Raw genomic sequence first — 19526 nt, 5'->3', positions numbered from 1 at the left:
CATGGATTGGAAGTACCGGCGGCGCGCACGCGTGCGTACCCGCCGGACCCGCCGATTCTTGCGGTGTCCGCGGTGGGGGGTCAATGAACTAATGGCACGGTCGCCGCGCTCAACCCAGGTTGCGCGCGGTGTTGATGATGTTCACGCCGTCGAAGCGCGTCGTGCTGGAGCCGTGCGACACCGCCGAAACCTGCGACGGCTGTCCCTTTCCGTCGAAGAACGAACCGCCATGCCTGAAATCCCGGGCGTCGCAGATCGCGCTGCAGGCGTTCCAGAACTCGGGCGTGCGGATCTGGTAGGCGACGTCCTCGACCATGCCGGTGATGGCGCCGTCCTTGATCGCGTAGTAAAGCTGGCCGCCGAACTGGGCGTTGTAGCGCTGCTGGTCGATCGAGTACGAGCCGCGGCCGTGGATGTAGATGCCGTTCTCCACGTCCTTGACCATGTCCGCCACCGACAGCCCGTCGCGCCCCGCTTCGAGCGACACGTTGGGCATGCGCTGGAACTGCACGCTCGACCAGGAGTCGGCGTAGCAGCAGCCGTCGGATTCGTCCTTGCCCAGGATGTGCGCCTGGTCGCGGGTGGCCTGGTAGTCGACCAGGACGCCGTCGCGCACCAGGTCCCAGCGCTTGGCGGGCACACCCTCGTCGTCGTAGCCCACCGCGCCGAGCGTGCCCGGCGTGGTGCGTTCAGCGATGAAGTTCACCCGCTCGCTGCCGAAGCGGAAGCCCGCGTCGCGCTTGTCGACGGTGGCGAAGCTGGTGCCCGCGTAGTTGGCCTCGTAGCCGAGCACCCGGTCGAGCTCCAGTGGGTGGCCGACCGACTCGTGGATGGTCAGGAACAGGTTGGAGGGGTCCAGCACCAGGTCGTAGCGACCCGGCTTGACCGACGGCGCGCGCAGCTTCTCGCGCGCCTGGCCGGCCGCGGCCACCGCGTCCTCGCGCATGTCGTAGGAGTCGCGGTACTGGACCACGCCGCCGGGCAGGTGCAGCTTGCCCGAGGCCTCGCCGTCGAGGTACTCGTAGCCCATGCCGACCGGTGCGCCCAGCCCCTGGCGGGTGCGGAAGCGGCCGCTGGCCTTGTCCACCGCGGTGACCGTGAACGGTGCCCAGATCCTGTGGATGTCCTGGTCGACATGGCTGCCGTCGGTGGAGGCGAAGTACTTCTGCTCGTTGACCAGGAACAGGTTGGATTCGACGAAGTCGGCGCCTGCGGCCATGGCCGCTGCGTTGACGCCCAGCAGCAGTTCGATCTTTTCCTGCACCGGCACGTCCATGCCGTTGCGCCGCAGCGGCGTACGCCAGCTGCGCTCGCCCAGGGCGGGTGCGGGCGCCAGTCGGACGGGGCGGTCCTGGATGCCGGCGTTGGCGCGCGCGATCGCCGTCGCCTGCCGGGTGGCCTGGGCCACGGCGTCGGGCAGCAGCGCGTTGGTCGCGGCAAAGCCCCAGGCCCCGTCGGCAAGCACGCGGATGCCGACGCCGGTGGATTCGCCGTTGACCACGTTCTGCACCCGCGACTCGCGCGTGGACAGCGACTGCCTGAGATAACGGCCGATGCGCACGTCGCAGTAGCTCGCACCGGCGTCGCGCGCGGCCTGGAGCGCGACGTCGGCCAGGGCGCGCTTGAGCGCGGGATCCAGCGTGGAAGCGAGCTCGGCGGCGGCGATGGCGCGCCAGCCGGGCAGGGCGAGCGCGAAGGTGGTGGTTCCTGCAAGGACAAGGAAGTCGCGGCGTTGCATCGGTCTCTCCGGCGGGCGTTGCGACGGAGCTTGACGCAAGTCCGCACGGGTCGCCAAGCCGGACCGGTGGCCCCGCCGGCCGCGCGGTTACATTCTGTTACCAACCGTTACCACCGGCTGCCCGTTCGCGGCAGCTGGCTGAATAGAGTGGGGACATCGCGGAATCGGAGGTCCCCCATGTTCCAGAACGCCCTGTCCAGCCACGTCACCAACCCGGTCCGGACCGGTGACTGGGCGGATGGCCGGCAGCTGCATGCGGCGCCGGCGCTTGAGTCGCTGCTGCTGCGCTGGCCGCCGCGCGTGAATCGCGTGGATCCGCGCCAGGCCCTGTTCCATGCGGGGCAGCCGCGCGGCTCGCTGTTCTACATCCGCTCGGGCTGCTTCAAGACCAGCGTGCTGAGCGAGGACGGGCGCGAGAAGATCACCGGTTTCCGCATGCGTGGCGACCTGCTTGGACTCGACGCCGTCGACATGCCCGCGCACGCCTGCGACGCGGTCGCGCTGGATGCCGCCGAGGTCTGGGAGCTGCCCTGCGCGAACCTGCAGGACATGCTGCCCGAGATCCAGGTCCGGGTGACCGCGATGCTTGCCGGCGAGATCCGCCGCGACTGGCGCTGGATGCTGGCGCTGGGCACGCTTGGCGCCGACCAGCGCGTGGTGGCCTTCCTGCTCGACCTGTCGGCGCGCTTCGCGACCATGGGGCTGGACCAGGAGCTGTTGCTGCTGCGCATGACCCGCGCCGAGCTCGGCAACTTCCTCGCGCTGACCCTGGAGACCGTGACCCGGGCGCTGTCGCGCATGCAGGCGCGCGGCATGATCGAGGTCAGCGGCCGCCGCATCCGCATCGTCGACGAGGCCGGGCTGCGCGCGGTGCTCGCAGGCGACGGGGAACGCTGCCACTGACGGTCCCGCAGCCGAACCGGCTCGACCGGGCGGCGGATCAGGTTCGCCGGGCGAGCTCCCTGCGCACCGCCTCGACCAGGTCCTCGCGCCGCCACGGCTTGCGCAGCAGCGGAAGTCCCGACGTGCCCTCAGCGTCGGCTACGTGCTTTTCGTCGCCGGATGTCAAAAGCACCGGAAGTCCGGGATGCAGTTCGCGCGCGCTGCGCGCCAGCGTCTTGCCGTCCATGCCCGGGCCCAGCATGACGTCGGTGAACAGGAGCGCGAAGCCGGTATCGCCGGCAAGGCGTTCCAGCGCCTGCCCGGCGTCCGGCACTGCGTCCACGGCGTAACCCGCGGCCCGCAGGAAGGCCACGCTGATCGTGCGCACCGCAGGGTCGTCCTCGACCACCAGTACGCGCTCACCGCGGCCGGCCGCATCGACGGGTCCGGCATCGGCATCGGCATCGTCCACGGTCTTCGGCACTGCGTCCGCGGCGACCGGCAGGTACAGGCGTACCTCGGTGCCGGCACCCGGGCTGCTGTCGATCTCGAGGTCGCCGCCGCTCTGGCGCGCGAAACCATAGACCATGCTCAGGCCCAGGCCGTTGCCGTGCTCGCCCTCCCTGGTGGTGAAGAATGGCTCCATCGCCCGGGCGAGGACGTCGGCTGACATGCCGCGGCCGTTGTCGCGCACCGACAGGCGAAGATAGTTGCCCGGGACAAGGCCGGCGCGGGCGCGGACGACCCGCTCCCCGTCGGCGGCGACCACGATCCCACCGCCGTGGAACAGGGCGTCGCGGGCGTTGAGCACGAGGTTCAACAGGGCGGCCTCGAGCTGGCCGGCATCGACATAGGCCGTGGACAGGCCGTCGGCAACGTCCAGGCGCAGGCGCACGGAATCGCCAAGCGTGCGCTGCAGCACCCGCTCTACGTCATGCAGCAGCGCCGCCACATCGACGTCGCGTGGAAGCAGCCGCTGTCGTCGTGCGAAGGCGAGGAGCTTGGCCGTGAGCTCGGCACCCCGGCCCACCGAGCGCAGGGCGCTGGCGAGCAACTCGCGACCCTGGTCGGAGTCCACTTCCGTTTCCAGGAGTTGCAGGCTGCCCGACATCACCGTCAGCAGGTTGTTGAAGTCATGCGCGATGCCGCCGGTGAGCTGGCCGATCGCGTCCAGGCGGTGTGCGTGCGCGAGCGCTTCCTCGGTGCGCCGCTGTCGCACGAAGGCCGAAAGCGTGCCGGCGGCGGATTGCAGCAGGTGGCGGGCGTCATGGTCGAAGCGGCGCGGCTCGCGGGCGGTGGCGAGCAGCGCACCGAAGACCTGGTGGCGTTCCAGCACCGGCACCATTGCCGCGCTTCCGGAGCGCGGCAATGGCAGTGGGAACAGCGCCGCCGCCGACGGGTCGGCGGCAATGTCATCGATGGTCCAGGCATCCCGGTGCTGGCCCGCGAACGGCCGCGGCGGCGTGCCGCCGACCTGCCAGGCAGGCCCGGCCGCCGCGCGCACTTCGGCGCGCTGCGATTCGTGCACGGTCGCGATGATCGCAACCGATTCCACGCCCAGGGTTTCGGCAAGCAGCGGCGGCAGCGTCTGCAGCAGGTCCGATTCGGCGCTGGTCTCCAGCGCCAGCTGGCCGATGCGCGCGGCGATCGCGTCATAGCGTGCGCGCGCCAGCGCCTGCCGCACGCGTTGGGTGCCGGAGATGTCGCGCACCGACGCCAGGTAACGGGGGCCCTCGGCCGACTGCAGCGGACTGAGCGCGATCTCGATGGGGAACTCGCTGCCGTCACTGCGCAGGCCCAGCAACGCCTGCCCGCTCGCGCCCATGGGGCGCACGTGCGGCTGCTCCATGTAGCGGTCGCGGTAGGCGCGGTGGCGCGCGCGCGCTGCGGCCGGCACCAGGTCTTCGATCTCGCGCCCTTCCAGGCTGCCGCGCGGGTAGCCGAACAGCACTTCGGTGTGCGCGTTGGCATGGACGATCCGGCCATCCGCGTCGATCACCACCAGCGCATCGGGCACGGCTTCGAACAGGCCGGGGATGCCGAGCGGCGGAAGCCTGTCGCCGGTCATGCCGGCTGCACGTCCGTTGCCAGCAGGTAGCCCATGCCGCGCACCGAGCGGATCAGCTCGGGAGCCGCCGGCTCGAGCTCGATCCTGCGCCGCAGGCGGGCGATGCCGACGTCGATGGCGCGGTCGAAGGGACCGGCCTCGCGGCCGTGCAGGGTGTTCATGAGCTCGTCGCGGCTGCGGACTTCATTCGGACGTTCGAGCAGGGCGCGCAGGAGATCGAACTCGCCGGTGGTCAGCGGGATCTCGGTGCCGTCGGCGTCGTGCAGCCTGCGGGCGCCAAGGTCGATCACGAGATGCGCGAAGGCGAGGCGGCGCGGTGGCGCCGGTGCCGTTGGCGGCTCCACAGGCGCTGCCCGGCGCAGCACCGAGCGGATGCGCGCCAGCAGCTCGCGGAAGTCGAAGGGCTTGGCGACGTAGTCGTCGGCGCCGAGCTCCAGCCCGATGACCCGCTCGACCGCTTCGCCACGGCCGCTGACCACGATCACCGGGCCCTGCCAGTGCGTGCGCAGGTGCTGCAGCAGCGACAGGCCGTCGGCGTCGGGCAGGCCGAGGTCGAGCAGCACGACGTCGGGGTCGTATCCGGCAAGTGCCTGGTGCATCGCCGCCCCGCTGTGTGCCGCGCGGACCTGGAAGCCGTGGCCGCCGAGGTAGCGTTCGATCAGGGCGACGATCTCGGTGTCGTCGTCGACCACCAGCACGTTGGGACCGGATGGAGCGGCGGTGGAGGCGGTGGCGTTGCTGTTCATTCCGGTGCAGCGTCGGGGCAGGATCGCGGCCGACAGCATCGCACAGCGGGCCCGGCTGCGACCCTCGCTGCGCTTACGGCGGAAGGGTATCGAGCAACTGCCGACCGGCGTCGGTCAGCAGCACCAGGCTGCGCGCGCCATCCGGTTGCACGCGGACCCAGCCCGGCCCCGCGACCCCTCCGATCGTGTCTTCGCCCATCCATGCCAGCGTTCGCGCCAGCACGCTCATGCGCAGGCCCAGGCGCTTGCACAGCCGCGCGGTCGACACCCCTCCGGGCTGCGTCGCCAACTCGGCCAGCAGTGAGTGGAGCAGGACGGCATCAACCGGCAACGGGGCTCAGCCGGCAAGGGTGGCGGGAATGTCGCGCTGGCGGGGCGCGGTCGCGTCGGGCAGGTGCGCGGTCACCACCACCGGCACCGATTTCGAGGTCGGCGTGCGCGACTCGTCGGCGAAGCTCGACAGCGGCACCAGCGGATTGGTCTCCGGGTAGTAGGCCGCCAGGCAGCCCCGCGGGATGTCGTATTCGACCAGCAGGAAGCGCTTCACCTGCCGCCGCACGCCGTCCTCGCCGAGGCTTTCCAGGTCGACCCAGTCCCCGGGCCGCATGTCGAGCGCGGTGATGTCGCCGGCGTTGATGAACAGCACGCGGCGCTCGCCGAACACGCCCCGGTAGCGGTCGTCCAGCCCGTAGACGGTGGTGTTGTACTGGTCGTGCGAGCGCATGGTGGTCAGCGTGAACACCGGCTGCGTCCCGTGCGTGCCGCGGGCGCGGTGGATGGGGGTGTCGACGGGCACTGCGGCGGCGATGAAGCGGGCCTTGCCCGTAGCGGTCGCCCAGACACGGTCACGGGCGCCGTTCGACAGGCGGAAGCCGCCGGGCACGCGCACGCGCGCGTTGAAGTCGTGGAAGTCATCGAACACCCGCGCGATGAGGTCGCGAATGCGGTCGTAGTCCTCGACCAGCCGGGCCCACTGGATGTTCGACCGCGCCCCCAGCGTGGCCTGCGCCAGCCGTGCCACGATCGCCGGCTCCGACAGCAGCGTGTCCGACGCCGGTGGATGGATGCCGGCCGACATGTGCACCATGCTCATTGAATCCTCGACGGTCACGCCCTGCGGGCCCGAGGCCTGGATGTCGATCTCGGTGCGCCCGAGGCAGGGCAGGATCAGCGCCTCCCTGCCATGGATGAGGTGGCTGCGGTTGAGCTTGGTGGCGACGTGGACGGTGAGCGCGCAGTTGCGCAGGCCGCGCGCGGTGGCCTCGCTGTCCGGCGTGGCAACGGCGAAGTTTCCGCCCATGCCGAAGAACACCTTCGCGCGGCCATCGATCATCGCCTCGATCGCGCCGATGGTGTCGTAGCCTTCCTCGCGCGGCGGCTGGAAGCCGAAGACATCCTGCAAGCGGTCGAGGAAGGCGGCCGGCGGCCGCTCCCAGATCATCATCGTGCGGTCGCCCTGCACATTGCTGTGCCCGCGCACGGGGCACAGGCCCGCGCCGGGTCGTCCGATATTTCCGCGCAGCAGCATCAGGTTGGCGATCATGTGGATGGTCGCCACCGAGTGCTTGTGCTGGGTGATGCCCATGCCCCAGCAGGCGATGACGCGGTCCGAGCGCAGGTAGATCTCGCCGGCGCGGCGCAGCTGGGCTTCGTCCAGGCCGGACTCGGCGATGATCGTGTCCCACGATTCGCCATGAACGTCGGCGGCGAACGCATCGAAATCCACGGTGTGCGCGGCAATGAAGGCTTCGTCAAGCAGCGTCGCTTCGCCCTTGGCTATCACCTCGGCGTTGCGCTCAAGCACGTGCTTGACCATGCCCTTGACCGCCGCCAGGTCGCCGCCGATCTTCAGCTGGAAATAATCCGAGGCGATCTTCGTCGATCCGCCGCGTGCCATTTCCAGCGTGTCCTTGGGATCGGCGAAGCGCTCCAGGCCGCGCTCGCGCAGCGGGTTGAAGGCGACGATCCTGCAGCCGCGCTTCGCGGCGTCGCGCAGCTCGCCGAGCATGCGCGGGTGGTTGGTGCCCGGGTTCTGGCCGAACACCAGGATGCAGTCGGCCTGTTCGAAATCGTCCAGTGACACCGTGCCCTTGCCGACGCCGATCTGCTTGCCCAGCGCCGTGCCGGACGACTCGTGGCACATGTTCGAACAATCGGGGAAGTTGTTGGTGCCGAGCTCGCGCACGAACAGCTGGTACAGGAACGCGGCCTCGTTCGAGGTCCGCCCCGAGGTGTAGAAAATCGCCTCGTCGGGCGAGGGCAGGGCGTTGAGGTGCTTCGCGATGAGCGCGAAGGCCTCGTCCCAGGTCGCCGGCACGTAGTGGTCGCTGGCCGCGTCGTAGCGCATCGGCGTGGTCAGCCGGCCTTGGCCTTCGAGCCAGTGGTCGCTGTACCCGGCCAGCTGCGCGACGCTGTAGCGCGCGAACAGCTCGGGGCCTGCACGGTGTCGCGTGGCCTCCGCGGCAACGGCCTTGGCGCCGTTCTCGCAGAATTCGAAGGTGGAGCCGTGGTCGCGGTCGGGCCAGGCGCAGCCGGGGCAGTCGAAGCCATCGGGCTGGTTGGTACGCAGCAGGGTGCGCGCGCCGCCGACGCCCACGTCTTCCTTCACCAGTTGGCGTGCAACGCTCTTCAGCGCGTCCCAGCCGCCGGCGGGGCCGTCATATTTCCGGATCGGGCCGTCGCTGCTCATGCCGCGTCGTTCCCGCCGGCGCGTGCGCCATCGTGGATTGCATCAATATCCGTACCTGCATCCGTATCGCCAGCCGCCGGCTTCGCCAGCAGGCGCCGCCCATGCGTGTAAACCGCATGTCCATCCTCGCGTGCGAACCCGATGAGGGTGAGGTTCGCCCGCTCCGCAAGCGAGATCGCCAGCGCCGTCGGCGCCGAGATCGCCGCCATCAGCGCGATGCCGGTGCTGGCCGCCTTCATCGCCATTTCGTAGCTGGCGCGACTGGTGACCACGAGGAAGCCATCCGCGGACGCGTGCCCCGATGCATGCATCGCGCCGATCAGCTTGTCGAGCGCGTTGTGGCGGCCCACATCCTCGCGCGCCAGCAGCAGCGCACCCTCGAGCGACGCCCAGCCCGCGGCATGGACGGCGCCGGTGAGCGCATTGATCGCCTGCGCCGCGCGCAGTTCACGCATGGCGCGGCGCAGCGCCGGCGTCGAAACCCGTACGTCAGTCGTGACCGGGGGCGGATAGCGCAGCGCGGCTTCCAGCAGCTCGCTGCCGCAGACCCCGCAGCCGCTGCGTCCACTCATGCTGCGCCGGCGCAGGGCCAGCGCCTCGGCGCGCGCAACCGGGATGCGCAGGCGGATCTCGATGCCTTCGATGAACTCCTCGATGCGCTCGATCTTGACCTCTGGCGCGGCCTGGACGATGCCCTCGCTGAGCGCAAACCCGATGGCGAATTCGGCCAGATCCGCCGGCGTGGCCATCATCACCGCGAAGGGCTCGTCGTTGTAGACGAAGGCCACGGGTACCTCTTCGGCGACGTGGTCGTCGAGCAGCCGCATGCCGCCATCGCGCCAGCGCGCGACGGGGCGCAGGACGCTGCCGGCAGCGGCAACAGGCTTGGCGGGTTCGGCGCGGATGCTGGACATGTGCCTAGGATGCCGCAACTGGCGGCACCGGACAGCGATGCCGCGCTCCAGACGGCAAGAAACCCGCATTTCTGCGGGTTTCCTGGTGTTGCATTGGTGGAGGTGGGCGGAATCGAACCGCCGTCCGAAGGCACTCCATCCCCGGTCCTACATGCTTAGCTCGCCGTTGGATCTCGTTCCCCGACAGCACGGCGTGCGAAGCGCACCGGGGAACCAGCCTGTTAGTTCAACCGTGGCAGACAGGCGGCCGCCGCGGCTGGATTCCCGTAATGATGACCCTACATCCACGAGTACGGGCACAAGTGGGTTCGGGGCTTACGCCTTAAGCGGCGAGAGCGTAGTTGTCGTCGTTGGCAACTAAAAGTTGCTGCTGGATTAACGAGGAAAGCGGCCCCCTCGGCATGCACCAGGCGATTTCGCGACCCCCGTCGAAGCCAGTGCACCCCCGTGTTCCGGGAAACCTGGCGCCTGCCGGTGGCAGTGAACGCGCGTGACCGGGGCAGTATAGGCGCGTTGGCCGCAACGGCAAGGGTACGCGGCCTGTACCGGCACCGTCCGTTCAGCAGGCGCGCGCCTGCCGCTGAACGGCATCCGGCCGCCAGGCGTTATGCTCGTCGCCCATGGCCATGGCAGACGACACGCCCCCCGGCGAACCCCTACCGGTACGCCAGGGTTACATGCTTGCCGTGCTGGTGCTGGTGGCCGCGCTGACCCTGGTCGCGATCTACGCGACCGGCGCCGGCACCAGGGAGCGCGCGATGTCCGAAGCGCGGCTCGCCGCCGAAGCCGACCAGGTCGTGGCGCGCCTGCGCCAGCAACTGCTGACCTATGAGCTGGTCACCCGCGGCGGCGTTTCCCTGCTGGCCGCGATCCAGCGGCCGAACGAACGCCAATGGCGCAACTACACCGATGGCCTCGACCTGTCGCAGCGGTTCCCGGCGATGCTGGGGCTCTGCTATGCGGCGGCCATGTCCCCGGCGGAGCTGCAGGAATTCCAGCTCGAACAGCGCGCGGCGTCACGCCAGCTGTTCCGCGTGGATCCGCCGGGCGCGCGCGCGGAGTACGGACCCGTCATCCTGCTTGAACCCCGGACCGTGGCCAGCGCCGACGTCGTCGGCTTCGACATGCTGACCGAGCCGGTGCAGGCGGTGGCGATGGACGCCGCGCGCACCAGCGCAGCCGCGCGGATCACGGCACCACTGCCGACGATGCAGGAGGGTGCCGGGCCGGGCCTGGTGATCTACGCGCCGGTCTACCGGTCGGGCATCGTGCCCAGGAGCCAGGCGGCACGCGCGGCCGCACTGTCGGGCTGGGTCTGCGCACCCTTCAGCATCGATCTGTTCGTCGCCACCGCGGTGCCGGCCGACGGCGACGGGCTGTCGGTGCGCATCGTCGACATGGGCGAGGACGATGCCGAAGGCGATGACCTGCCGGTGTTTCCGCACGACGCCGCGGCGTTCCCCGATGCCGACGCCGATGGCGTGCGGCACAGCCTGGTCGAGCAGGTGTATGGCCGCCGCTGGCGCCTCGACTTCCACCAGGCGCGGACAAATGGCGGCGGTGGCCTGCTCGGCCCGGCGGGGACGATCGGCCTGGGGGTGCTCGCCTCGCTGCTGTTGTTCGCGCTGGCCATGATCCTGGCCCGCACCCAGTCGCGTGCCCAGGACATCGCGGCGCGGATGAGCGACTCCTACCGGCGCAGCGAACTCCGCTTCCGCAACGCGATCCGGTTCTCGGCCATCGGCAAGGCCCTGCTCGACCGCGACGGCAGGATCATCGACGCCAACCTGGCCCTGGCCGACGTCGTGCGCACGTCACCGGAGGAATTGATGGGGCGCATGTTCGGCAGCCTGTTCACGGGGGGCGACAACGCCGCCGAAGCGCGCGCGCGCGCGGCATCGGGCAGCGTGTACCGGGTGACCCGCGACCTCCACCGCGACGACGGCGACATCCGCCACGTGCACCTGACCTATGCCCAGGTGCCGGGTGAGCATGGGCAGGACGTGGCCAGCCTGGTCCAGGTGGAGGACATCACCGACCGCCTGCGTGCCCAGGCCCAAGTGCTGGCGCTCAACCGCACCCTGGAGAGCCGGGTCGCGCTGCGCACGCGCGAACTCACCCGCGCCAACGAAGAGCTGGAGTCCTTCGCCTACACCATCTCCCACGACCTGCGCGCGCCGCTGCGCGCGATCGACGGCTTCAGCCGCATGGCCGCCGAACGCCATGCCGACGCCTTTGACGATGTCGGCCGCGGCTACGTGGCACGGGTGCGCGCGGCCACGCTGCGCATGGGCGAGCTGATCGACGCGCTGCTGAAGATGAGCCGGGTCTCGCGCAGCGAACTCAAGCGCGAGCCGCTGGACCTGTCGGCGATGGCCCACGACATCCTTTCCGAGCTCGCGCAGGGTGATCCGGGGCGCGAGGTGGAGGTGGTGATCGAGGCCGGCATGGCCGCGTCGGGGGACAGCACCCTGGTGCGCAACCTCTTGGGCAACCTGCTCGGTAACGCCTGGAAATACACCCGGGACACCAGTCCGGCGCGGGTCGGGTTCCGGCGGGTCGAGCACGGAGGGGAAGAGTGGTTCGAGGTCTCGGACAACGGCATCGGCTTCGACCAGGCCTACGCCGGCAAGCTGTTCCGGCCGTTCCAGCGCCTGCATGCCGCCGACGAGTTCGCCGGTGAAGGCATCGGCCTGGCCTCGGTGAAGCGCATCATCGAGCGCCATGGCGGCACGATCAGCGGCGAAGGCGTTCCCGGCGAAGGCGCGCGGTTCCGCTTCACCCTGCCGGACGAGCCGGCCAGCGCCTGATCAGGCGTTCGGGTTGTGGCGGCGCATCGCGCGCTGCTTGTCGCGCTGCCAGTCACGGTCCTTGGCGGCGTCGCGCTTGTCGTGCGACTGCTTGCCCTTGGCCAGCGCGAGTTCGATCTTCACCTTGTTGGCCTTCCAGTACAGCGCGGTGGGCACGATGGTGAAGCCGTCGCGCTGCACCAGGCCGACCAGCTTGTCGATCTCGTGCCGGTGCAGCAGCAGCTTGCGGGTGCGGCGCTCGTCGGCGACAACGTGGCTCGACGCCTGGATCAGCGGCGTGACCTGGGCACCGAACAGGAACAGTTCGCCGCCACGGACCACCGCGTAGCTCTCGCCGATGTTGGCGCGACCGGCGCGGATCGACTTCAGTTCCCAGCCCTGCAGGGCAAGCCCGGCCTCATAGCGGTCACCCAGGTGGTATTCGTGGCGCGCGCGCTTGTTCAGCGCGATCGTGCCCCCGGCCTTGGCCTTTCCCTTATCCTTTGCGCTCTTGCCCATCCCGCCATTGTCCCACGGCGCCGGGCGCGATAGGAACGGATGCACGCAGCCCATGCCCACGATCACACGGTCCGCACTGGTGCAACACTCCGCGACCAGGATGTTTTCGCTGGTCAACGACGTTGCCGCCTACCCGCGGCGCTTTGCCTGGTGCAGCGGAGCGCGGGTACTGGAAGCCGATGACGGCCGCATGCTGGCCCGGCTCGAACTCGGCATCGGCGGCATCAGCACCTGGTTCACCACCGAGAACATGCTGGTCCCGCCGCAGCGCATCGACATGGAGCTGCGTGACGGCCCGTTCCGCAAGCTGGCCGGGCGCTGGGAGTTCCACGCGCTGGACGAATCCGCCTGCAAGGTCACCCTCCAGCTCGACTTCGAGCCGCGCAGCCGGCTGCTGCTGCCGGCGATGAAGCTCGGGCTGCAGGGATTGGCCGACCGCATGGTCGATGATTTCGTGCGCGTCGCCGACGCCGGGAACTGAGCGGTGCGGGTGGAAGTGGTCCTGGCGCTGCCGCAAGCGTGCCACGCGGTGGTGCTGGAACTGGCGGCTCCGGCGACGGTTGCCGATGCGGTGGCGGCCAGCGGCCTGCCGCAGGAGGGCATCGATGCCTATGCGGTGTACGGGGTGCGTGTCGCCGGCAGCGCCGCGCTGCACGACGGAGACCGCGTCGAACTGCTGCGGCCGCTGCTGGTGGACCCCAAGGAAGCGCGCCGCCGCCGCGCGGCCAGGGCCGCGAAAGGCTGAGCGCGCAACAAGGTGCTCAGCGGCGCTTGGACTCCTGGCGCGGCAGGTTCGGGCCGAACTGACGGCGCACGTTGCCGATCAGCTCCTTGTCGCGGTCGGGGAAGTAATCGCCCTCCCAGCGCTGCAGCGTGTCGCCCTCGAAGAACAGCACGAGGTTGTGTACTTCGGTCTTGCCGGTGCGCCCGACGCGCTCGGTGGAGGTGTAATCCCAGCGCTCGTGGTGGAACGGATCCTGGATCGAGGGCGAGCCAAGCAGCGCCGACACCTGCTGGCGATTCATTCCCGCCTGCAGCTGGGCGACGTTGCCGGGCTGGACCAGGCTGCCCTGGTAGACGGGTTGCTTGTATACGAAGCTGCAGCCGGCGCAGAGGCACGCGGCAAGGACGGGGACGATCAGGTTGCGCATCGGTGGCCAGGTCGGGACGGACATGGGGCGATGATACACTCGCCGCGCCGCCGCGACCGGTCCACGGCAGCTGGCGCTGCAATCGCCAATGAACGGGAATCGCATGGAAACCAACGAGCTGCGCAAGGCCGGACTGAAGGTCACGCATCCGCGCATGCGCATCCTCCAGCTGCTCGAGCAGAAGACCTCGCACCACCACATGTCCGCCGAGGACATCTACCGCCAGCTGCTGGACGGCGGCGACGAGATCGGCCTGGCCACCGTCTACCGCGTGCTCACCCAGTTCGAAGCGGCGGGCCTGGTGCTCAAGCACAACTTCGAGGGCGGCACCGCGGTCTACGAGATCGACCGCGGCGGCCATCACGACCACATGGTCGATGTCGACAGCGGCAAGATCATCGAGTTCGAGAGCCCGGAGATCGAAGCCTTGCAGCACGAGGTTGCCGACAAGTACGGCTACATCCTGGAAGAGCACTCGCTGGTGCTCTACGTGCGCAAGAAGCGCTGAGCCGGGCGGTCAGCCGGCGGTGGGTTCCCCGGCCTCGCGCAGCAGGCGCCTGGCCGCCGCCCGCGCCTCGCGGCTGACCTCGATCCCGCCGAGCATCCGCGCCAGCTCTTCCTGGCGGCCGGCGTCGTCGAGCAGGCGCACGGCGCTCTGGGTCATGCCCTCGCTTTCAGCCTTGCTGACCCGGTAATGGGCGTGGCCCTGGGCCGCGACCTGGGGCAGGTGGGTCACGCAGAGCACCTGGCGACGGCTGCCGAGGTCGCGCAGCTTGCGCCCCACGATCCCGGCCACGCCGCCGCCGATGCCCGAGTCCACCTCGTCGAAGACCATGGTCTGGACCGCGTCCAGGCCCAGGGCCGCGACCTCGATGGCCAGCGAGATGCGCGACAGTTCGCCGCCCGACGCCACCTTGCGCAGCGGCCGTGGCGGCTGTCCGGCGTTGGCGGTGACCAGGAATTCGACGCGCTCGGCGCCCTGCGCATCCGGCGCGTCGCCGGACGTGGGTTCCAGTGCCACCTCGAAGCGCCCGCCGCCCATGCCCAACTCGCCGATCAGCGTGGTGGTCGCCTTGCCCAGTGCGGTTGCGGCCTTCGCGCGGGCCTTGCCCAGGCGCGCGGCGGCGCTGCGCCATGCGCCGGCGGCCGTCCCGATCTCGCCTTCCAGCCCGGCCAGCCGCTTCGCCGAGCCGGCAAGCGACTCCAGCTCCGCCGCCAGCGCGTCGCGGTGCGCGGCCAGCTCCTCCGGCGGCACGCGGTGCTTGCGCGAGAGCTCGTGCAGGCGCGAGAGGCGGTGTTCCTGCGTTTGCAGATGGTCGGGATCGATGTCGAGATCGGCACGGACACGATCCAGCAGCACCGCGGCCTCGTCGAGCTGGATGGCGGCGCCCTCGAGCATGGCGTCCACTTCGCCCAGGCGTGGTTCGTGCACCTGCATCCGCGCAAGCAGGCCACGCAGCTGCTGGACTACGGTCGGCAGCGCCCCGGCGTCACCGCCCAGGCGCTCGAGCGCGGTATCGCAGGCCTCGACCAGCTCGGTGGCGTGGGCCTGGCGCCGGTGCGCGGCCACCAGCTCTTCGATGGCGTCGGGTTCGAGCACCTCGCGCTCGAGCTCGGCGTGCTGGTGCTCGAGGAAGTCGATGCGGTCGGAGACGTCGCCGGCCGCGCTGAGCCGTGCGCGCTCCTGCAGCAGCGACGACCAGGCATGCGTCGCCGTGGCCACCGCGGCCAGTTCGGCCTCGTGGCGCCCGAAGGCGTCGAGCAGGGCCAGCTGGCTGCTGCGCGACAGCAGTGCCTGGTGTTCGTGCTGGCCGTGGATCTCGACCAGCAGCGCCGCCAGCGCGCCCAGCTGCGACAGCGTGGCCGGGCGGCCGTTGACCCACGCCCGCGAGCCGCCGTCGGCGCGAAGGGTGCGCCGCAGCTGGCAGGCCTGGCCGTCGTCGAACTCCTGTTCGCGCAGCCAGTCCAGCGCCAGCGGCGAGTCGCCGAGGTCGAATTCGGCGTCGAGCTCGGCGCGCTTGGCGCCGTGGCGGACCATGCCGGCGTCGGCGCGCAGCCCGGACAGGAAGCCGAGCGCATCGACGATGAGCGACTTGCCGGCGCCGGTTTCGCCCGAAACGACGGTCAGCCCCGGCCCGAATTCGAGTTCGGTGGCGGAGACAACGGCGAAATCCTTGATCGACAGTCGCTTGAGCATGGTGCGCGGATTGTGCCGTGGAGACGCGCAGCCTGTCATCGTCGATCTTGCCGATTGTGAGCCCGCGGCTTGCGACAAGTGCCCTTCGGACGTATACCCGCGGCATGTCCCGACGCCGTTCCGATCCCCTCGACCCGCGCGCGCGCCAGCTGTTGCGCACCCTGATCGCGCGCCATATCCGCGACGGCGAGCCGGTCGGTTCGCAGACCCTGGTCCGCCACGCCGGTCTCGACGTCAGCGCGGCGACGGTGCGCAACATCCTGTCCGACCTGGAGGAAGTGGGCCTGCTGTCGGCGCCGCACACCTCGGCCGGGCGCGTGCCCACGGCCCGCGGCTACCGCGTGTTCGTCGACTCGCTGCTCCAGCTCAGTCCGCTGGAGGAGGAGGAATTCATGCGCATGCGCGGCAGCCTGGCGACCAGCGCCGGCACCCAGACGCTGCTGGGCAGCGCCTCGGAGCTGGTTTCGGCGATGACCCGCTTCGTCGGCGTGGTCAGCGTGCCCGGGCGCGAGCAGTTCGCATTCCGCCAGATCGACTTCGTGCCGCTGGACGGGCAGCGGGTGATGGCGATCGTGGTGTTCGCCGATCACGAGGTCCAGAACCGGATCGTCCACACCCGGCGCCCCTACGACGCCGCCGAGCTGGAGCGGGTGGCCAACTACCTCAATGCCCACTTTGCCGGCCAGCCGCTGGCGCGGATCCGCGCGGCGCTGGTCGAAGAGCTGCGCAGCGCGCGCAGCGAGATGGAAGGCCTGCTGCGCGCCACCACCGACCTTGCCGAACAGGTGCTGGTACCGGGGGGCGACGACATGGTTGTTGCCGGACAGGCGCGCCTGCTGGGGGTCCAGGACCTCGCCGACCTTGACCGCCTGCGCGGCCTGTTCGATGCGTTCGCGGAGAAGCGCGAGATCCTGCAGCTGCTCGAGCGCACGGTGAAGGCCCAGGGCGTACGCGTGTTCTTCGGCGAGGAAACCGGGGTCGCGCCGCTGGCCGGGATGTCGCTGGTGACCGCGCCCTATGGCGCCGGAGGTCGCGTCCTGGGGGTGTTGGGGGTGATCGGCCCCACGCGGATGGCCTATGAGCGGGTGATCCCGGTGGTGCAGGCGACCGCCGAGGTCCTCGGCGCCGCCTTGAATCCCGACGCGGCATCCCCACTCAGTGCGGACCGAGACACTCCGGACCCAGGACAGCGATGACCACCGAACAGACGCCCGACCACGCCGCCGAGGCGCCCGCAGACGACCTTCCGCTGGAAGACGTGATCGAAACCCTCCGCGCCGAGCTGGAGCAGGTGCGCGCGCAGTCGCTGGTCGACCGCGCCGACCTCGAGAACCAGCGCCGGCGCATGGAGCGCGATGTCCAGAACGCCTGCCGCTTCGCCAACAAGCAGATCCTCGGCGACCTGCTGCCGGTGTTCGACAGCCTGGACGCGGCGCTGGTCGCCGGGGCCGCCGGCCCGCTGCACGACGGCGTCGAGCTGACCCTGCGCGAGCTGCGCCGGGTGGCCGGCAACCACGGCCTGTTCGAGATCGCGCCTGCCGCCGGGGAGGGCTTCAATCCCGACCTGCACCAGGCGATGAGCGTGGTGGACGCCCCCGGCGTCGACGCCGGCGCCGTGGCACAGCTGTTCCAGAAGGGCTACCGCCTCAACGAGCAGCTGCTGCGCCCGGCCCTGGTCGCGGTGTCGAACACCGATTGAGCGTCGATTGGACCACCGCCGGTTGATTCCGGCTGCCGCTGGCGCTTGAAGGCGTCGCGGCCAATCCCCAGATAGCAGTCATCGGCGGCATCGCCGCCCCCCGAATCCAGACACAGAGGCATATTCCCATGGCAAAGATCATCGGCATCGATCTCGGCACGACCAATTCGTGCGTGGCGATCATGGACGGCGGCAAGGCCCGCGTCATCGAAAACAGCGAAGGCGATCGCACGACCCCCTCGGTCGTCGCCTACACCAAGGACGGCGAAGTGCTGGTCGGCGCGTCCGCCAAGCGCCAGGCCGTCACCAACCCCAAGAACACCTTCTACGCGGTGAAGCGCCTGATCGGCCGCAAGTTCACCGACGCCGAAGTCAAGAAGGATCTCGACCTGGTGCCGTATGCCATCGTCGGGCACGACAACGGCGACGCCTGGGTGCAGACCAGCGACGGCAAGAAGCTGTCGGCGCAGGAAGTCTCCGCGCGCATCCTCGAAAAGATGAAGAAGACCGCCGAGGACTACCTGGGCGAGAAGGTCACCGAAGCCGTCATCACCGTTCCGGCGTACTTCAACGACTCGCAGCGCCAGGCGACCAAGGACGCCGGCCGCATCGCCGGCCTCGACGTCAAGCGCATCATCAACGAGCCGACCGCGGCCGCGCTGGCCTACGGCCTGGACAAGGACGGCGGCGACCGCAAGATCGCCGTGTACGACCTCGGCGGCGGCACCTTCGACATGTCGATCATCGAGATCGCGGAAGTCGACGGCGAGAAGCAGTTCGAGGTGCTGGCCACCAACGGCGACACCTTCCTTGGCGGCGAGGACTTCGACAAGCGCGTCATCGACTACCTGGTCGAGGAATTCAACAAGGACCAGGGCATCGACCTGCGCAAGGACCCGCTGGCCCTGCAGCGCCTGAAGGACGCCGCCGAGCGCGCCAAGATCGAGCTCTCGACCGCGCAGCAGACCGAGGTCAACCTGCCGTACGTGACCGCCGACGCGTCGGGTCCGAAGCACCTCAACATCAAGCTGACCCGGGCCAAGCTCGAGGCGCTGGTGGAGGACCTGGTCAAGAAGACGATCGAGCCCTGCCGCGTGGCGCTCAACGACGCCGGCCTGCGCGCCAGCGACATCAACGAGGTGATCCTGGTTGGCGGCCAGACCCGCATGCCCAAGGTGCAGCAGGCCGTGGCCGAGTTCTTCGGCAAGGACCCGCGCAAGGACGTCAACCCGGACGAGGCCGTCGCCATCGGTGCGGCGGTGCAGGGCGGCGTGCTCGCCGGCGACGTCAAGGACGTGCTGCTGCTCGACGTGACCCCGCTGTCGCTGGGCATCGAGACCCTGGGTGGCGTGTTCACCAAGATCATCGAGAAGAACACCACCATCCCGACCAAGGCCTCGCAGACCTTCTCCACCGCCGAGGACAACCAGTCCGCGGTGACCGTGCACGTGCTGCAGGGCGAGCGCGAGCAGGCCCGCTACAACAAGTCGCTGGCCAAGTTCGACCTGTCGGGCATCGATGCGGCGCCGCGCGGCATGCCGCAGGTGGAGGTGTCGTTCGACATCGACGCCAACGGCATCGTCCACGTGACCGCCAAGGACAAGAAGACCGGCAAGGAGCAGAAGGTCGAGATCAAGGCCGGCTCGGGCCTGTCGGACGACGAGATCCAGCGGATGGTCGCCGACGCCGAGGCGCACCGCGAGGACGACAAGAAGTTCCACGAACTGGTCGGCGCCCGCAACCAGGCCGATGCCCTGGTGCACGGCACCCGCAGCGCGATCAAGGACAACGGCGACAAGGTCCCGGGCGACGTGATCGGCCGCGTCGAGTCGGCGATCGCCGAGGTCGAGACGGCGATGAAGGGTGACGACAAGGGTCAGATCGAGGCCAAGACCAAGGCGCTGGAGGAAGCGGCCCAGGCGCTGTTCGCCGCGGCCGGGGCCGCCGGCCAGGGCGGCGACGCCCAGGGCGATGCGGGCCAGGATCCGGCCGGCCAGGCAGCGGACGACGTCGTCGACGCCGAGTTCACCGAGGTCAAGGACGACGACAGCAAGGCCTGACCGCCCCTGGCGTCGTGGACGCGGCCACGGCCGCGATGGCCACGCCCATGGCGGGGACCGGATGACCTCCGGTT

The 19526-nt window shown here is 69.9% G+C and carries 17 protein-coding genes and 1 other RNA gene; 8 read left to right on the top strand and 10 right to left on the bottom strand.

All coding sequences use genetic code 11. The features are described 5' to 3' along the window. Positions 1-109 precede the first annotated feature (109 nt). Positions 110-1738: a TldD/PmbA family protein gene (locus tag ACW7GZ_RS04315; protein WP_457003809.1), complete on the bottom strand. Its 1629-nt coding sequence runs from the start codon at positions 1736-1738 to the stop codon at positions 110-112. Positions 1739-1915: 177 nt separating this feature from the next. Here ACW7GZ_RS04315 and ACW7GZ_RS04310 point away from each other — a divergent pair, with 177 nt between their 5' ends. After that, complete coding sequence (locus ACW7GZ_RS04310) at positions 1916-2641, top strand: helix-turn-helix domain-containing protein (RefSeq protein ID WP_457003811.1); 726 nt, start codon at positions 1916-1918, stop codon at positions 2639-2641. A gap of 37 nt (positions 2642-2678) precedes the next feature. Here ACW7GZ_RS04310 and ACW7GZ_RS04305 read toward each other — a convergent pair whose 3' ends face one another. The 6 genes from ACW7GZ_RS04305 to ssrA form a co-directional block, all read right to left on the bottom strand. Further along, complete coding sequence (locus ACW7GZ_RS04305; protein ID WP_457008042.1) at positions 2679-4688, bottom strand: ATP-binding protein; 2010 nt, start codon at positions 4686-4688, stop codon at positions 2679-2681. After that, positions 4685-5434 carry a response regulator gene (locus tag ACW7GZ_RS04300; protein WP_457003815.1) on the bottom strand — a complete coding sequence of 250 codons (750 nt, stop codon included), beginning with the start codon at positions 5432-5434 and terminating at the stop codon, positions 4685-4687. The genes ACW7GZ_RS04305 and ACW7GZ_RS04300 overlap by 4 nt, the downstream gene beginning before the upstream one ends. Positions 5435-5507: 73 nt before the next feature. Next, on the bottom strand, positions 5508-5765 hold the full coding sequence (locus ACW7GZ_RS04295; RefSeq protein ID WP_457003817.1) for a hypothetical protein: 258 nt from the start codon (positions 5763-5765) through the stop codon (positions 5508-5510). Between the two features lie 6 nt (positions 5766-5771). After that, on the bottom strand, positions 5772-8123 hold the full coding sequence (locus tag ACW7GZ_RS04290) for an FdhF/YdeP family oxidoreductase (RefSeq protein WP_457008040.1): 2352 nt from the start codon (positions 8121-8123) through the stop codon (positions 5772-5774). Next, a complete protein-coding gene (fdhD, locus tag ACW7GZ_RS04285; protein ID WP_457008038.1) occupies positions 8120-9037 on the bottom strand; it encodes a formate dehydrogenase accessory sulfurtransferase FdhD in 918 nt (305 codons plus the stop codon). The genes ACW7GZ_RS04290 and fdhD overlap by 4 nt, the downstream gene beginning before the upstream one ends. Before the next feature lie 94 nt (positions 9038-9131). Beyond that, positions 9132-9484: a transfer-messenger RNA gene (gene ssrA / locus ACW7GZ_RS04280) on the bottom strand. 173 nt (positions 9485-9657) lie between these two features. Here ssrA and ACW7GZ_RS04275 point away from each other — a divergent pair. Continuing rightward, positions 9658-11847: a CHASE domain-containing protein gene (locus tag ACW7GZ_RS04275; protein WP_457003823.1), complete on the top strand. Its 2190-nt coding sequence runs from the start codon at positions 9658-9660 to the stop codon at positions 11845-11847. On the opposite strand, the gene smpB is transcribed toward ACW7GZ_RS04275, so the two are convergent. After that, positions 11848-12345 carry an SsrA-binding protein SmpB gene (gene smpB, locus ACW7GZ_RS04270; protein WP_343275674.1) on the bottom strand — a complete coding sequence of 166 codons (498 nt, stop codon included), beginning with the start codon at positions 12343-12345 and terminating at the stop codon, positions 11848-11850. Between the two features lie 52 nt (positions 12346-12397). On the opposite strand from smpB, the gene ACW7GZ_RS04265 reads away from it, so the two are divergent. Both ACW7GZ_RS04265 and ACW7GZ_RS04260 read left to right on the top strand, forming a co-directional pair. Further along, on the top strand, positions 12398-12826 hold the full coding sequence (locus tag ACW7GZ_RS04265) for a type II toxin-antitoxin system RatA family toxin (protein WP_457003825.1): 429 nt from the start codon (positions 12398-12400) through the stop codon (positions 12824-12826). A 3-nt stretch (positions 12827-12829) separates the two neighbouring features. Beyond that, positions 12830-13090: an RnfH family protein gene (locus ACW7GZ_RS04260; RefSeq protein ID WP_457003827.1), complete on the top strand. Its 261-nt coding sequence runs from the start codon at positions 12830-12832 to the stop codon at positions 13088-13090. Positions 13091-13106: 16 nt separating this feature from the next. On the opposite strand, the gene ACW7GZ_RS04255 is transcribed toward ACW7GZ_RS04260, so the two are convergent. Then, on the bottom strand, positions 13107-13496 hold the full coding sequence (locus ACW7GZ_RS04255) for an outer membrane protein assembly factor BamE (protein WP_457003989.1): 390 nt from the start codon (positions 13494-13496) through the stop codon (positions 13107-13109). A gap of 103 nt (positions 13497-13599) precedes the next feature. On the opposite strand from ACW7GZ_RS04255, the gene fur reads away from it, so the two are divergent. Then, the gene (gene fur / locus ACW7GZ_RS04250; RefSeq protein ID WP_457003991.1) at positions 13600-14004 is read left to right on the top strand and encodes a ferric iron uptake transcriptional regulator; all 405 of its coding nucleotides are present in this window, start codon (positions 13600-13602) and stop codon (positions 14002-14004) included. A 9-nt stretch (positions 14005-14013) separates the two neighbouring features. Here fur and recN read toward each other — a convergent pair whose 3' ends face one another. Continuing rightward, positions 14014-15693, bottom strand: coding sequence for a DNA repair protein RecN (recN, locus tag ACW7GZ_RS04245; protein ID WP_457008036.1), 1680 nt, complete (start codon positions 15691-15693; stop codon positions 14014-14016). 104 nt (positions 15694-15797) lie between these two features. Here recN and hrcA point away from each other — a divergent pair, with 104 nt between their 5' ends. The 3 genes from hrcA (at position 15798) to dnaK (ending at position 19452) form a co-directional block, all read left to right on the top strand. After that, entirely contained in the window at positions 15798-16889 is a 1092-nt protein-coding gene (gene hrcA / locus ACW7GZ_RS04240; RefSeq protein ID WP_457003831.1) for a heat-inducible transcriptional repressor HrcA, read from the top strand. Next, positions 16886-17392 carry a nucleotide exchange factor GrpE gene (grpE, locus tag ACW7GZ_RS04235; protein ID WP_457008034.1) on the top strand — a complete coding sequence of 169 codons (507 nt, stop codon included), beginning with the start codon at positions 16886-16888 and terminating at the stop codon, positions 17390-17392. Before hrcA ends, grpE begins: the two co-directional genes overlap by 4 nt. Before the next feature lie 128 nt (positions 17393-17520). Next, positions 17521-19452 (top strand): molecular chaperone DnaK, encoded by a 1932-nt coding sequence (gene dnaK, locus ACW7GZ_RS04230; RefSeq protein ID WP_457003834.1) that lies wholly within the window; start codon positions 17521-17523, stop codon positions 19450-19452. Positions 19453-19526 lie beyond the last annotated feature (74 nt).

Source organism: Luteimonas sp. A537, assembly GCF_054052065.1.
Note: the sequence above shows the minus strand (reverse complement) of the source record. Positions and strands in the feature narration are given on the sequence as shown.

Coding starts and splice junctions, on each gene's coding strand:
- ACW7GZ_RS04275 (WP_457003823.1), top strand. CDS start 9,658: ATGGCCATGGCAGACGACACGCCCCCCGGCGAACCCCTACCGGTACGC.
- smpB (WP_343275674.1), bottom strand. CDS start 12,345: ATGGGCAAGAGCGCAAAGGATAAGGGAAAGGCCAAGGCCGGGGGCACG.
- recN (WP_457008036.1), bottom strand. CDS start 15,693: ATGCTCAAGCGACTGTCGATCAAGGATTTCGCCGTTGTCTCCGCCACC.
- fdhD (WP_457008038.1), bottom strand. CDS start 9,037: ATGTCCAGCATCCGCGCCGAACCCGCCAAGCCTGTTGCCGCTGCCGGC.
- ACW7GZ_RS04290 (WP_457008040.1), bottom strand. CDS start 8,123: ATGAGCAGCGACGGCCCGATCCGGAAATATGACGGCCCCGCCGGCGGC.
- ACW7GZ_RS04300 (WP_457003815.1), bottom strand. CDS start 5,434: ATGAACAGCAACGCCACCGCCTCCACCGCCGCTCCATCCGGTCCCAAC.
- ACW7GZ_RS04305 (WP_457008042.1), bottom strand. CDS start 4,688: ATGACCGGCGACAGGCTTCCGCCGCTCGGCATCCCCGGCCTGTTCGAA.
- grpE (WP_457008034.1), top strand. CDS start 16,886: ATGACCACCGAACAGACGCCCGACCACGCCGCCGAGGCGCCCGCAGAC.
- ACW7GZ_RS04310 (WP_457003811.1), top strand. CDS start 1,916: ATGTTCCAGAACGCCCTGTCCAGCCACGTCACCAACCCGGTCCGGACC.
- ACW7GZ_RS04315 (WP_457003809.1), bottom strand. CDS start 1,738: ATGCAACGCCGCGACTTCCTTGTCCTTGCAGGAACCACCACCTTCGCG.
- ACW7GZ_RS04265 (WP_457003825.1), top strand. CDS start 12,398: ATGCCCACGATCACACGGTCCGCACTGGTGCAACACTCCGCGACCAGG.
- fur (WP_457003991.1), top strand. CDS start 13,600: ATGGAAACCAACGAGCTGCGCAAGGCCGGACTGAAGGTCACGCATCCG.
- hrcA (WP_457003831.1), top strand. CDS start 15,798: ATGTCCCGACGCCGTTCCGATCCCCTCGACCCGCGCGCGCGCCAGCTG.
- ACW7GZ_RS04255 (WP_457003989.1), bottom strand. CDS start 13,496: ATGCGCAACCTGATCGTCCCCGTCCTTGCCGCGTGCCTCTGCGCCGGC.
- dnaK (WP_457003834.1), top strand. CDS start 17,521: ATGGCAAAGATCATCGGCATCGATCTCGGCACGACCAATTCGTGCGTG.